Source organism: Saliniramus sp., assembly GCF_035311605.1.
GTDB lineage: Bacteria > Pseudomonadota > Alphaproteobacteria > Rhizobiales > Beijerinckiaceae > Saliniramus.
The window spans coordinates 1-12473 of record NZ_DATGCW010000127.1 but is presented as its reverse complement, the minus strand read 5'-3'; the positions used below and the strand labels follow the sequence as shown (position 1 = coordinate 12473).

The 12473-nt window shown below is 64.0% G+C and carries 12 protein-coding genes; 6 read left to right on the top strand and 6 right to left on the bottom strand.

The features are described 5' to 3' along the window. A partial coding sequence (locus tag VKP01_RS06370; RefSeq protein ID WP_324411325.1) for a TRAP transporter large permease subunit occupies positions 1–232 on the top strand: 232 nt, incomplete at its 5' end. Between the two features lie 89 nt (positions 233–321). Further along, positions 322–984: a bifunctional nicotinamidase/pyrazinamidase gene (gene pncA, locus VKP01_RS06365; protein WP_414706532.1), complete on the top strand. Its 663-nt coding sequence runs from the start codon at positions 322–324 to the stop codon at positions 982–984. Positions 985–1016: 32 nt separating this feature from the next. Here the strand turns inward: pncA and sseA are convergent, their stop codons facing one another. Together sseA and VKP01_RS06355 are read right to left on the bottom strand one after the other, a co-directional pair. Further along, entirely contained in the window at positions 1017–1898 is an 882-nt protein-coding gene (sseA, locus tag VKP01_RS06360) for a 3-mercaptopyruvate sulfurtransferase (protein ID WP_324411324.1), read from the bottom strand. Positions 1899–1932: 34 nt separating this feature from the next. Next, positions 1933–2637 (bottom strand): alanyl-tRNA editing protein, encoded by a 705-nt coding sequence (locus tag VKP01_RS06355; protein WP_324411323.1) that lies wholly within the window; start codon positions 2635–2637, stop codon positions 1933–1935. Between the two features lie 239 nt (positions 2638–2876). On the opposite strand from VKP01_RS06355, the gene VKP01_RS06350 reads away from it, so the two are divergent. Both VKP01_RS06350 and VKP01_RS06345 read left to right on the top strand, forming a co-directional pair. Beyond that, on the top strand, positions 2877–3554 hold the full coding sequence (locus VKP01_RS06350) for a ChrR family anti-sigma-E factor (protein ID WP_324411322.1): 678 nt from the start codon (positions 2877–2879) through the stop codon (positions 3552–3554). A 222-nt stretch (positions 3555–3776) separates the two neighbouring features. Continuing rightward, a complete protein-coding gene (locus VKP01_RS06345; protein WP_324411321.1) occupies positions 3777–4538 on the top strand; it encodes a transglutaminase family protein in 762 nt (253 codons plus the stop codon). Between the two features lie 122 nt (positions 4539–4660). Here the strand turns inward: VKP01_RS06345 and tgt are convergent, their stop codons facing one another. From tgt to recO, 4 genes are all read right to left on the bottom strand, one after another. Beyond that, positions 4661–5797 carry a tRNA guanosine(34) transglycosylase Tgt gene (tgt, locus tag VKP01_RS06340; RefSeq protein WP_324411320.1) on the bottom strand — a complete coding sequence of 379 codons (1137 nt, stop codon included), beginning with the start codon at positions 5795–5797 and terminating at the stop codon, positions 4661–4663. Further along, on the bottom strand, positions 5790–6911 hold the full coding sequence (gene queA / locus VKP01_RS06335) for a tRNA preQ1(34) S-adenosylmethionine ribosyltransferase-isomerase QueA (protein WP_324411319.1): 1122 nt from the start codon (positions 6909–6911) through the stop codon (positions 5790–5792). Before queA ends, tgt begins: the two co-directional genes overlap by 8 nt. Positions 6912–7003: 92 nt before the next feature. Continuing rightward, the gene (parC, locus tag VKP01_RS06330) at positions 7004–9250 is read right to left on the bottom strand and encodes a DNA topoisomerase IV subunit A (protein ID WP_324411318.1); all 2247 of its coding nucleotides are present in this window, start codon (positions 9248–9250) and stop codon (positions 7004–7006) included. Between the two features lie 22 nt (positions 9251–9272). Beyond that, positions 9273–10010, bottom strand: a complete 738-nt coding sequence (recO, locus tag VKP01_RS06325) for a DNA repair protein RecO (protein WP_324411317.1) — start codon at positions 10008–10010, stop codon at positions 9273–9275. Positions 10011–10148: 138 nt separating this feature from the next. On the opposite strand from recO, the gene VKP01_RS06320 reads away from it, so the two are divergent. Together VKP01_RS06320 and VKP01_RS06315 are read left to right on the top strand one after the other, a co-directional pair. Beyond that, positions 10149–11591, top strand: coding sequence for a DUF6880 family protein (locus tag VKP01_RS06320; RefSeq protein WP_324411316.1), 1443 nt, complete (start codon positions 10149–10151; stop codon positions 11589–11591). Between the two features lie 68 nt (positions 11592–11659). Beyond that, positions 11660–12226 carry a peroxiredoxin gene (locus VKP01_RS06315; protein WP_324411315.1) on the top strand — a complete coding sequence of 189 codons (567 nt, stop codon included), beginning with the start codon at positions 11660–11662 and terminating at the stop codon, positions 12224–12226. Positions 12227–12473: the final 247 nt, after the last annotated feature.

Genomic DNA, 12473 nt, shown 5'->3' with positions numbered 1-12473 from the left:
CGCCACCGGAATCTATGGTATCGACCCGCTGCATTTCAGCGTTGTCGTATCGATCAACCTGATCCTCGGCCTTTTGACGCCACCGGTCGGGATCGGGCTCTATGTTGCGGCGAGCGTGAGCAATGTCAGCGCCTTCCGGGTCTTTCGCATGGCGCTGCCATTCTTCCTCGTCGCCTGTATCGCGCTGATCGTGCTGGCTCTGGTGCCGTGGTTCTCGCTGGCGCTGCTGTGAGCCTCTTGATCTCGGCCCCTTCAACTCAGACACTTTCCTGGAACGCGGCTGCGTGGCATCCTGTTGTCAGGGGATCACAGGATGGGACCATGCCGATGACCGACCTCGCGCTACGCCCCGATGACGCATTTCTCGTGACCGATCTGCAATACGACTTCCTGCCCGGCGGGGCGCTCGCCGTGCCGGACGGGGACGCGGTGATTGCGCCGATCAACGCGCTGGTGAAGCGGTTTCAGCGTGCGGGCGCGCATGTCCTGCTGACGCAGGACTGGCATCCGCCCGGCCATTCCTCCTTCGCTTCGAGCCATGACGGCAAGGAGCCGTTCGTGCAGGTTGCGATGGCTTACGGCCCGCAGATCCTGTGGCCGGATCATTGCGTTCAGGGCACACGCGGCGCCGAGATCGTGCGCAATCTCGAGGCTGATTGCGCCGAGCTCGTCATACGCAAGGGCCATAACCGTTACGTCGACAGCTATTCCGCTTTTCGCGAAGCCGATCACGAGACCATGACCGGGCTTGCCGGCTATCTTCGCGAGCGAGGGTTGCGGCGTGTCTTTCTGGCCGGACTCGCGCTGGATTTCTGCGTGTTCTGGAGCGCGCGGGATGCAGTCGAGGCGGGATTCGAGGCCGTCCTCATCACCGATGCCTGCCGCGCTATCGATATGGACGGGTCGCGCGATAGGGCCCTTGCGGCCATGCGCGAGAAGGGTGTCGTCTTCTGCGAGACCGGGGATATTCTCGGCAATGGCTGACGCGCGGCGGTTTCGTCCGCCGCGCGCTCTCATCAACGTGTGGACGGGTCGCCCGTGCCGATGGCCGCGCCCTCGCGCGATGCCCATTCCGTCCATGACCCGTCGAACAGGGCCTGCGGCGGATGGCCGATGCGCATGAAGGCGAGCGAGAGGATCGCCGCCGAGACGCCGGAGCCGCAGGAGGTGACCACGGGTTTCGTAGGGTCGATGCCGTGGCGGTGGAGCGCATCCTGAATGCCTTGAGGATCTTTCAGAAAACCGTCTTCCACAACTTCCGTATGTGGCAGGTTCACGCTGCCCGGCATGTGTCCCGAGGGCAGCCCGGCACGCGGCTCGGGAGCCTCACCGCGAAAACGGGCGGCGGAGCGGGCATCGACGACCTGGATCGTCGGATCTGCGAGGGCGGCTTCGATGCGTGGCAGATCGGCCACGGCCTCACGGTCGAGCCGGGCCGTGAAACAGGCAGGCTGGCGCGGACGAGCGGGACCTTCCTCGATCGAGCCGCCAACCGCGCGCCAGGCGGGGAAACCGCCTTCCAGGATGGAGATGTTGCGCGCACCGAAGATCGTGAACATCCACCATACGCGCGGCGCCGAAAAAAGGCCCGCGCCGTCATATACGACGATGCGGCTGTCATCTCCGATCCCTTTTGCGCTGACCGCCGAAGCGAAATCCTCTGCGCTCGGGATCATGTGCGGCAGTGGATTGGCAAAATCCTTGATCGAATCGATGTCGAAACGCACCGCGCCCGGTATGTGCGCAGCGAGAAACTCGGCTTCGGCGTCCCGGTTCATTGCTGCCAGATAATACGATCCATCGACGACGACGAGGTCCGGCGCGTCGATATTCTCCTTCAGCCAGTCGGCGCTGACGAACGGGGCATTGCCCGCATCCGGATTGTCGGTGGCGGTCATTGGGTGTCTCCCGTTGGTTTCTCGGGGCGCTGCCTCACGCGAGCACGATGCGCACGCGCCGGTTCTGCTTGCCCTTCTTCTGGATCTGCGTGACGTGAACGGTGCCGATTTCGGCGGTGCTCTTCACATGGGTGCCGCCGCAGGGCTGGTAGTCGATCCCGTCGATTTCGATCATGCGGATGCGCCCGGCGCCGCGTGGCGGTTTTACCGACATGGTCTTCACGAGTTCGGGATTGGCGTCGAGCTCTTCGTCGGTGATCCATGATTCGCGGATGGCCGCATCGCGACCGACGAGTTCGTTGAGCTTCGCGGTGATCTCGTCCTTGTCGAGGCCGGCATCCGCGATGTCGAAATCGAGCCGGCCCTCGCCATCCCCGATCGCGCCGCCGGTTACCGGATAGGGCAGGACAACACTGAGCAGATGCAAAGCCGAGTGGATCTTCATACGCGGCAGACGGGTCTCCCAATCGAGCCTGCAGGTGACCGCGTCACCCTCCGCAAGCACCGGCGCGCCATTGGCGGGCACATGGATGATCTGCTTGCGATCTTCCGCATAGACCGTCGTTTCAATCGGAATTTCCCGTCCGTCTTCCGTCACGAGGGCGCCCCGGTCGCCGGGCTGGCCACCGCCTTGCGGATAAAAGATCGTGGCGTCGAGGATATAGCCGCGCTCGTGCACAGAGGTCACGGTCGCGCGGGCTTCGGTGAGGTAGGCATCGCGGTAAAGCGGTTCGGTCACGCTCAAATCTCCGTTTGAAATCATCTGGCGGGAGACTATCATGCAAGCCGGGCGGCACAAGGTGCGACGATGGACATGCCGGACGGGGAAGGCATCTTGTGATCGATAAAGTTTCGTCTTCAAAAATTAATGGCTTTTCGCTATTAAATCATCTGTACAGCTTGATCCGATCGGTGCGCCGGCGCGTATTGCGATCATGACCAATCAAACGCGCGCGGGACGCCGCGCATGGTGAGAATGTGACGACGCAAGAAATCAATCATCACGAAGAGACGGCTCTGGACACGCTGTTGGCGCATTATGCGCGTGGCGCGCTGAGTGCGCCGTTGCATGTCCTGGTTGCGAGCCACCTTGAGCTTCGGCCCGAGAGCCGCCGTTTCGTGGGCGCGCTGGAAGGCGTGGTGGCCTCAGCGATCGTCGTGGAGGATCCGGTTCCCATCAGTGACCGCGACGCGCGTCTCGCTGCGATCTTCGCCGCCGAGGACGAGAGCGAGACGCTGATGCGCTCCCGCGCCGATCGCGCCGCGATCTCCGGTGATGTGCCGCATCCGCTCGCGCGCTACCTCGGCCAGTCACTGACGGAAGTGCCCTGGCGTTCGCTGTTGCCCGGTGTGAAGGAATACCGCATCGAGGACAACGAGGAAGGCGAGGCGGTGCTCTACTGGATCAAGGGCGGGCGCAAGATGCCTTTCCATACGCACGAGGGTTCGGAATACACCCTCGTCCTGAAGGGGGCCTTCAGCGATCTCAACGGGCATTACGGGCGTGGCGACATTGCCATCGCGGATGCCGATGTCGATCACCGCCCCATAGCCGACCCGGATGCGGATTGCTTCTGCTTCGCCGTCACGGATGCGCCCTTGAAGCTGACCGGCCCGATCGGGCGGATCGTGCAGCGCCTCTTCATCAAGCACTGAGCGGGTGAAGCAGATTCCGGGCACGCCTATTCTCGCGGGCGTGCTCCGTGTTATGAGCCGATCTTGCCCGGTATTCCCCGTATCAATGGCGCGGGCGCGGTAGAACGGAGCTTCCGGGTTGGCTGCGCGGCTGTTCCGGCGTCCGGGAAATCGCGGTTGCGGGACGAAGCATTTACGAACCACATCAGTCAGGCATATATGCGAGTCATCATCGATGTAGCCATGGATTACGCCGTTACGCAGGCCGATCCCCCGGTTTTGGTGCTGACGGCTGCTGAGGTGGCGGGTCAATCCGTGCGCGAAAGCAGGCTCGACATTGAGAACGCTGCCCTGCGTTGCGCTGAAGGGGAGGGTGGCATCGGAAAGCGTGTCTGGGCCTTTCTCGAGGGCACGCAGATGAGCCTGCGCTATCGCGCCACTGTCGATGTTGAGCGTCGCGCTGCTGCGCTGAACGGCCTGGACGCCAGGCCTGTGCATGCGCTCCCGAACGATGTTGTTACATTCGTGCGCCCGTCGCGGTATTGCCCTTCCGATCTCCTGGCTTCTTTTGCGGAGAGGGAATTCGGTCATCTGAAGGGCGGTGAAAAGATCGCCGCGATGGCGCATTGGATCGCCGGTGCGCTCAAATACAGTCCCGGAAGTTCAGGGCCTGCGACTACGGCGGTCGATACATTCGTTTCCCGCGAGGGCGTATGCCGGGATTACGCGCATTTGCTGTGTAGTCTTGCCCGCGCCGCTTTCATTCCGGCGCGATATACCTCGGGATACAGTGCCGGGGTCACGCCGCCGGATTTTCATGCGGTCGCTGAAATATGGCTGGATGGGGCGTGGCATCTCGTCGATCCGACTGGTATGAGTTCTCCTGCTGATTTCGTCATCATCGGCTCGGGCCGCGATGCCAGCGATATTCCATTCATGGAGACCGAAAAGCCGGCACTTCTCATCCGGCAAAGTGTCGACGTAGCATACGCCTACCCTGATTGACCGGGATGTCCAGTGCAGGCCGCGTGCTGGCAAACGGGTCAGCCAGGCCCCGGGAGAGGCGGCAGATGCTTGCGACATGAAACCAGCCCGTTCGTCCAAGTCGTGACCCGGGCATGCATTGTTCACCCCGCCTTGCGCTCCCGCTCGCCCTTCTCCCAGCCCTCTTTCGTCTGCGCGATGAAATCCTCCAGCCGCTCCTCGCGAACCGCCTTGCGCAGGCCGGCCATGAGGTACTGATAATAGGCCAGGTTGTTCCAGGTCAGGAGCATCATGGCGAGGATTTCGTTGGCGCGCACCAAGTGATGAAGATAGGCGCGGGAATAGCCGTTGGAGGCGGGGCAGGTGGATTCGGGGTCGAGGGGGGAGAGGTCCTCGGCGTAGCGGGCGTTCTTGAGGTTGAGCCGGCCCGCGCGGGTATACGCCATGCCGTGGCGCCCGGCGCGGGTGGGCATCACGCAGTCGAACATGTCGACGCCGCGCCGCACCGCCTCGACGATGTCGTCGGGCGTGCCGACGCCCATCAGATAGCGCGGTTTCTCGCGCGGCAGATGCGGCTCCACCGATTCGATCATGGAGAGCATGACATGCTGCGGCTCGCCTACGGCGAGCCCTCCGATGGCATAGCCCTTCAGATCCAGCCCGACGAGCTCGCGTGCACTCTCCACCCGCAGATGCGGCACGTCACCGCCCTGAACGATGCCGAACATCGCCTTGCCGGGCTGTTCGCCGAAGGCAACCTTGCAGCGCTCCGCCCAGCGCAGCGACAGATGCATGGCTTTCGCGACCACCTCCTCCGAGGCGGGCAGCTTCACGCATTCGTCGAGCTGCATCTGGATATCGGAGCCGAGCAGCCCCTGGATCTCGATCGAGCGCTCGGGCGTCAGCACGTGCCGCGAGCCATCGATATGCGACTGGAAGGTGACGCCGCTTTCCTCGATCTTGCGCAGGCCCGCGAGCGACATCACCTGAAAACCGCCGGAATCGGTGAGGATCGGGTAGGGCCAGTTCATGAAGGCGTGCAGCCCGCCGAGCCGGGCGACGCGTTCGGCGCCAGGGCGCAGCATCAGGTGATAGGTGTTGCCGAGCACGACATCAGCGCCAAGGACCTTCACCTGATCGGGATACATGGCCTTGACAGTGCCCGCCGTTCCCACCGGCATGAAGGCCGGCGTGCGGATGACGCCGCGCGGCATGCGGATTTCGCCGGTGCGGGCCGCACCGTGCGTGCCCGTCAGCGTGAACATGAATTCATCAGCCATCAACGTCGTCCTTCATGTCGTCCTGCCCGGCGGCGTCGCGAAACAGCAGGCTCGAATCGCCAAAACTGTAGAAGCGATACCCGGTTTCCACCGCATGGTGATAGGCTCGTCGCATGGTGTCGAGGCCGCTGAAGGCGGATACGAGCATCATCAGCGTCGATTTCGGCAGGTGGAAATTGGTCATCAGCGCATCGACCGCGCGAAAGCGATAGCCGGGCGTGATGAAGATGTCGGTATCGCCGGCAAAGGGCTCGATGGTGCCGTCCTCGGCCGCCGCGCTCTCCAGAAGCCGCAAGGAGGTGGTGCCCACCGCCACGATGCGCCCGCCGGCTGCGCGGACCGCGTTGAGCGCATCGGCGGTCTCCTGCGAGACGAAACCGGTCTCCGCATGCATCCGGTGATCGCGCGTATCCTCCACCTTCACCGGCAGGAAGGTGCCCGCACCCACATGCAGGGTGACGAAATGGCAGGCGATGCCGCGCGCATCGAGCCGCGCGAACAGCGCATCGGTGAAATGCAGACCCGCCGTGGGCGCGGCGACGGCGCCTTCCGCGCGGGCATAGATCGTCTGGTAATCCGCCCGATCACGCGCATCCGCGACACGTTTGCCAGCGATATAGGGCGGCAGTGGCAGCTCTCCGATGACGGCAATGGCCTCGTCGAGGGCGGGGCCGGCGAGGTCGAAATCGATGGAGACATCGCCGCCCTCGGCCTTCCCGGCGATCGTGGCTTCCAACCGCGCCGCCTCGCAGACGGGGCCCGTGCTGTCTGATCCGAACACGAGGCGATCGCCCGGCTGGAGCTTTTTGGCAGGGCGGGCAAAGGCGCGCCAGCGCGCGGCGCCCTCGCGCTTGTGCAGCATGATCTCCACGCCGGCCACGATCTCGCCCCGCACGCGCTTCGCATACAGGCGGGCGGGAATGACGCGGGTATCGTTGAGGACCAGCACGTCGCCGGGCGCAAGCAGATCGGGCAGGTCGCGCACCTGCGCGTCACTCAGCTCCGGCGTGGTGCCGGGGCGCACGACGAGCATGCGTGCCGCATCACGCGGCTCGACCGGGCGCAGTGCAATCCGGTCCTCGGGCAGCTCGAAATCGAATTCATCGACGCGCATCGTCAGGTTCCCGTATGGAATTTCGCGCATGGCAGGCGAACGGGTGCCGTAATGCATCCCGCTTGCAAAACCCGCAAGCCCGTTTTCCGGGTTCAGCTGAAACGATTGGTCTTGGGGAATCCCTTTGGCGGCAGGCGCCCGGCCTCGGCGCGGTTGCCGAGCCAGCCGCCGGCGAGATCCTCGGGTGTGACGGTCCAGGTGCGCCCCGACGTATCCAGCCAGGTGAGCCCGTCAGCGAGGGTGAAGACCTTGGCGTCGGAGACGCCGCCATCCTTGTAGCGTTGCAGCCGCACGCCCTTGCCGCGCGTCATTTCCGGAACCTGGTCGATCGGGAAGGCGAGCAGCTTGCGGTTCTCGCCGACAATGGCGATGTGGTCACCCGCAGCCGGCGTGCAGATCACGGCCTTCGCCTTGCCGTCAACATTGAGCGCCAGCTTGCCCTTGCGCGTATTGGCGACGAGCTGGTCCGTGGGTGCGACGAAGCCACGCCCGTCGGAGGCGACGAGCAGGACCTTTGTTCCGGGCTCGTGCACGAAGGCGGTGACGATCTCGGCATCCTCCTCGAGATCGACCATCAGCCGGATCGGATCACCGAATCCGCGCCCGCCGGGCAGCTTGGCGGCTTCGAGGGTGAAGATGCGCCCGTTCGAGGCGAGCGTCAGGATTTTCGAGGTGGTCTGGGCGTGGAAGCCGAAGGCAAGCGCGTCGTCGCCCTTGAATTGCAGATTACCCAGATCGTTCTGATGCCCCTTCAGGGCCCGGATCCAGCCCTTCTGCGAGACGATCACGGTGATCGGCTCGCGCTCGACCATGGCTTGCGTGAAATCGATATCGGAGGTGTCGGGCGCATCCGCGAAGCTGGTACGGCGCCTGCCGAGCGCGGTTTCCGCCCCGAAACTCTTGCGCACGTCCCGGATCTGCTTGGCGACGACCTTCCATTGTTTCGGTTCGGATTCCAGCAGCGCCTCGGTCTGCTTCTTTTCTTCCGTCAATTCGTCGAATTCGCGCTTGAGCTCCATCTCCTCGAGCTTGCGCAGGGCGCGCAGGCGGGTGTCGAGGATGGCGTTGGCCTGGAGTTCGCTCAGCTCGAAGACGCGCATCAGTTCCTGCTTGGGCTCGTCCTCCTCGCGGATGATCTGGATCACCCGGTCGAGATCGAGATAGATGATCAGGAGCCCGCCCAGGATCTCGAGGCGGTGCTCGATCTTGCCCAGCCGATGACGCGAGCGGCGCAGCAGCACCTCGCGGCGATGGTCGAGCCAGGCGCGCAGGGCCTCGGCGAGGCTGATCACGCGCGGCACCGTGCCGCCCATCAGCACGTTCATGTTGAGCGGAACACGCGATTCGAGATCGGAGAGCTTGAACAGCGATTCCATCATCAGCACGGGATCGACATTGCGCGCGCGCGGTTCGATGACGACGCGCACATCCTCCGCCGATTCGTCGCGGATATCGGCCACGAGCGGCAATTTGCGCTCCTGCATCAGCTCGGCGATCTTCTCGATCAGCCGGGCCTTTTGAATGCCGTAGGGGATTTCGGTTATGACCACCGCCCAGGTGCCGCGCCCGCCATCCTCCTTCTCCCAGCGCGCGCGCACGCGAAACCCGCCGCGCCCGGTGCGATAGGCCTCGGCGATCATCTCCTTGCGCTCGACGATGATGCCGCCGGTGGGGAAATCAGGGCCGGGGACGAAGGTCAGGAGCTGGTCGGAGCTGGTATCGGGATGCTCGATCAGATAGAGCGCGGCATCGCACAATTCGCCGGCATTATGCGGTGGGATGGAGGTTGCCATGCCGACCGCGATGCCCTGCGAGCCATTCGCGAGCAGGTTGGGAAAGGCCGCCGGCAGCACCGAGGGCTCATCCGTCGAGCCGTCGTAATTGGCGCGGAAATCGACCGCGTCCTCGTCGATACCTTCGAGCAGCAGCCCCGCCACCGCCGTCAGCCGCGCTTCCGTGTAGCGATAGGCGGCAGCCCCGTCGCCGTCGATATTGCCGAAATTGCCCTGTCCGTCCACGAGAGGATAGCGCGAGGCGAAATCCTGGGCGAGGCGCACCAGCGCATCATAGATCGCCTGGTCGCCGTGGGGATGGAAGGAACCCATCACGTCGCCGACGACCTTGGCGGATTTCTTGAAGGCGGAATTGGGCGCCAGCCGCAGCAGCTGCATGCCGTAGAGAATGCGCCGATGCACGGGCTTGAGCCCGTCGCGGGCATCGGGCAGCGCGCGGTGCATGATCGTCGAGAGCGCATAGGCGAGATAGCGCTCCTCGAGCGCGCTCTTGAGTGCGACGCTCTCGATTTCGCCGTCAGATGGCGGATTCACGGGCTTGCCCATCGATCTCTCCGTTCGCGACCCCTCAGGCGGGATCCTCCTCGCGGGTCAGGCTTTCGACGAAGCGCGCACGCTCGGGCGGGGGCGCCCGGTCCTGCGGCTCGTAGATCCAGCGCTGGAGAAAGTAGCCGGTCAGCGCGAAGGCTTCAGCCAGCGCCTGGGGCGAAACGCGGTTTGCAAGCCCGTCATACACAAGAAATCCGGGCAGCGTTAAGAGTTTTTCACGATACGGCGCTCCCGCCTGTGTACTCACCGCCCGCCCGGTGCGCGGCGAGACATAGACGAGCTCCTCGCGGCTGCCCGTGGCGGCGCAATTGTCGAGGTCGAGGCCGAAACCGAGCTCGGCCAGAAGCCGCAGCTCGAATTCCACGAACAGCGGCCCCACGCTCTCGGCATCGGGCAGCGCCTCGCTGAGATGGATCACCGCGTCGAAAAGTGCTGGATGCGGATCGCGCTCGGGCAGGAAGCGCAGGGAGGCGGCCAGCGCAGCAAAGCCGTAGAGCGCGTGCGGGGCATTGATGAAGCGCGGCGCACGCAGCCGGGTCGCCTCCACGGAGAGCGTGCCCAGATGCTGGTCGAGCCGCGCCCGCCATGTCACCGCGAGGCTGTTCCCCGGCTGGATCAGTGGCAGCGTCTTGCGCGAGCGCCCGCCTGGCAGGAAGCCGAAATGCCGCCCGTGGTCGCGCGTCAGCAATTCGAGGAGCACCCCCGATTCGCCATGCCGGCGCACACCCAGAACAATGGCCTCGTCGCTCCACTCCATCGGCGCTCCGACCTCCTTGGGGATGGTTTAGGAGATTACGGGGGTGGATGCCAGCGGGGTGTGCCCATTATGCCCCTGGAGGTATTCTTCCGATCCATCACCCGCCCTGATAGATTTGGTTGAAACCGGGGAGATTCGATGGCCTCACGCACCACACTCAATGCGGCGAATCTGAAGGCTCTGGGCGCAGAGCGTCTGGCGGAACTGCTGATCGAGATCAGCACCGGTGACGCGGCGGCGAAACGCAAGCTGCGTCTCGCGCTGGCTGGCGCGCAGAGCCCGAAGGATGCCGCGCGCGAAGTCAACAAGCGGCTGACCAGCATCGCTCGCGCCAGAACCTTCGTGAACTGGCAAAACCGCAAGAAGCTCGTTGACGACCTGGAGACGCAGCGCCGCGCCATTGTCGACCAGATCGCGCCAGCGGATCCGCAGGAGGCACTCGATCTGATCTGGCGTTTTCTCGCAGTCGCCGACCCGGTCTTCGAGCGCTGCGACGACAGCAGCGGTACGGTGATCGGGATCTTCCATCAAGCGCTTTCCGATCTCGCCGATATCGCGACGAAAGCAGAGGCGGATCCCCGGGCCACGGCGGATCGCGTCTTCGCCGCTTTGCAAGATAACGGGTTCGGTCAGTATGATGGCATCATCACGATCCTCGCTCCCCTGCTCGGCGAAACCGGGCTCACCCATCTGGAACAGCGCATCACGGAATACGGGCGCGAAGAGATCACGACCCCGCCGCCGGAGGAGCGGCGCGCGGTCGCGTATGGGCTGAACATTACGATCTATGCAGATGAGATGCGCGCGCGCCAGCGCGACAGCATGGTCCGGATGGCGCTCATGGAGATTGCCGATGCGAGGGGCGATGTTGATGCCTTCATTGCGCAATATGATACCGAGACCCGCGCGGTCCCGCAGATCGCCGCCGAGATCGCCGTCCGTCTCCTCGAAGACGAGCGTCCGGAGGAGGCGCTCGGCTTTATCGAGGGCGCGCAGCGTGAGGACGGGCGGTTCGTTCCAGAGGCCTGGCACGCGGCGCGTCTGGCGACGCTTGATGCGCTGGGGCGTCGGGATGAGGCGCAGGCTGCGCGCTGGCAACTGTTCGAAAATGAACTGTCAGTCGCCTTTCTGCGTGACTATCTGAAGAATCTGCCCGATTTCGACGATATCGAAGCCGAGCAAAAGGCCATGGATCATGCGGCTGCGCATGAAAATCCGCTTGTCGCCCTGCATTTCTTTCTGGAATGGCCCGCGCCCGATCGTGCCGCCGCGCTGCTGGAGGCGCAGCGGGCGAAGATCAATGGTGATCACTACGAAATCCTCACGCCCGCTGCCGAGGCCCTTCGCGACGCTCATCCGCTGGCTGCAACCATAGCCTTGCGGGCGATGATTGACTTCACCCTGAAGCAAGCGCGTTCATCACGCTATGGCCATGCGGCGCGGCATCTGTCGACATGCGCCGATCTCGCCGAGCAGATTGCGGATTTCGAGGGAATCGAGGATCATCAGGCTTATCAGTCCCGGCTGAAGCGGGAGCATGGCCGCAAGCAGGCGTTCTGGGCGCGTGTATCCGGAGGCTGATGGTCCGTCAGCCGAGGCGCGGCGCATAGGAGATGAATAAACGTCTTCGCTATAAGGGGAGCAGCCCCATGAACCAGCCAAACCTCCAAACCGTCGACTGGTCCGCCATCCCCGCGCCTGAGGATGACGGCGCGGCGGCGCATCTGGCCGGGGCGCGCATGCCCGATATCACGCTTCCGGTGACGGATGGCGCCGAAGTGGCGCTCGGGCGCCTGAATGGTTGGAGCGTGCTCTTCTTCTATCCGATGACGGGGCGGCCGGATGTGGCGCTGCCGGACGGGTGGGATCAGATCCCCGGCGCGCGTGGCTGCACGCCCCAATCCTGTGCTTTCCGTGACCTTTCGCGTGACCTCGCCGATTGCGGCGTCAGCGCGCTCTATGGCATCTCGACGCAGACGACGGCTGATCAGCGCGAAGCGGCGGAGCGCCTGCATCTGCCGTTTCCGCTGCTCTCGGATTCTGATCTCACTCTGGCCGGGGCGCTCTCGCTGCCAACATTGCAGGTTGAAGGGATGGTCCTGATCAAGCGTCTGACGCTCATTCTGCGCGATGATCGCATCGAAAAGGTATTCTACCCGGTCTTCCCGCCGGACCGGAGTGCCGGTGATGTGCTGGCCTATCTGCGGGCGCAGTGACGTCGCGCTGTGTCCGACTGAGATGCGGCGGCGTACAATCTACGATGAAGTGTTCATACGTATATCGGATGTATAAATTCATGCTTTTTTAAGTTATACTGCTGAGCGTGCCAAGCATCATTGCGATTCACCGAGGGCGGTGGGAGTATTCGCCATGGCCAACTGCTATCTCATCATGACATCGGAGGCGCGAGACAGACTTCGGCCCTGCCTGTTCGTTGTCATCGCCGAGGATGAAGCCGACGCG

What these genes read in the sequence shown, in the direction of transcription:
- pncA (WP_414706532.1), top strand. Translation starts at nt 322, where the DNA reads ATGCCGATGACCGACCTCGCGCTACGCCCCGATGACGCATTTCTCGTG.
- sseA (WP_324411324.1), bottom strand. Translation starts at nt 1,898, where the DNA reads ATGACCGCCACCGACAATCCGGATGCGGGCAATGCCCCGTTCGTCAGC.
- VKP01_RS06345 (WP_324411321.1), top strand. Translation starts at nt 3,777, where the DNA reads ATGGATTACGCCGTTACGCAGGCCGATCCCCCGGTTTTGGTGCTGACG.
- tgt (WP_324411320.1), bottom strand. Translation starts at nt 5,797, where the DNA reads ATGGCTGATGAATTCATGTTCACGCTGACGGGCACGCACGGTGCGGCC.
- queA (WP_324411319.1), bottom strand. Translation starts at nt 6,911, where the DNA reads ATGCGCGTCGATGAATTCGATTTCGAGCTGCCCGAGGACCGGATTGCA.
- parC (WP_324411318.1), bottom strand. Translation starts at nt 9,250, where the DNA reads ATGGGCAAGCCCGTGAATCCGCCATCTGACGGCGAAATCGAGAGCGTC.
- recO (WP_324411317.1), bottom strand. Translation starts at nt 10,010, where the DNA reads ATGGAGTGGAGCGACGAGGCCATTGTTCTGGGTGTGCGCCGGCATGGC.
- VKP01_RS06320 (WP_324411316.1), top strand. Translation starts at nt 10,149, where the DNA reads ATGGCCTCACGCACCACACTCAATGCGGCGAATCTGAAGGCTCTGGGC.
- VKP01_RS06315 (WP_324411315.1), top strand. Translation starts at nt 11,660, where the DNA reads ATGAACCAGCCAAACCTCCAAACCGTCGACTGGTCCGCCATCCCCGCG.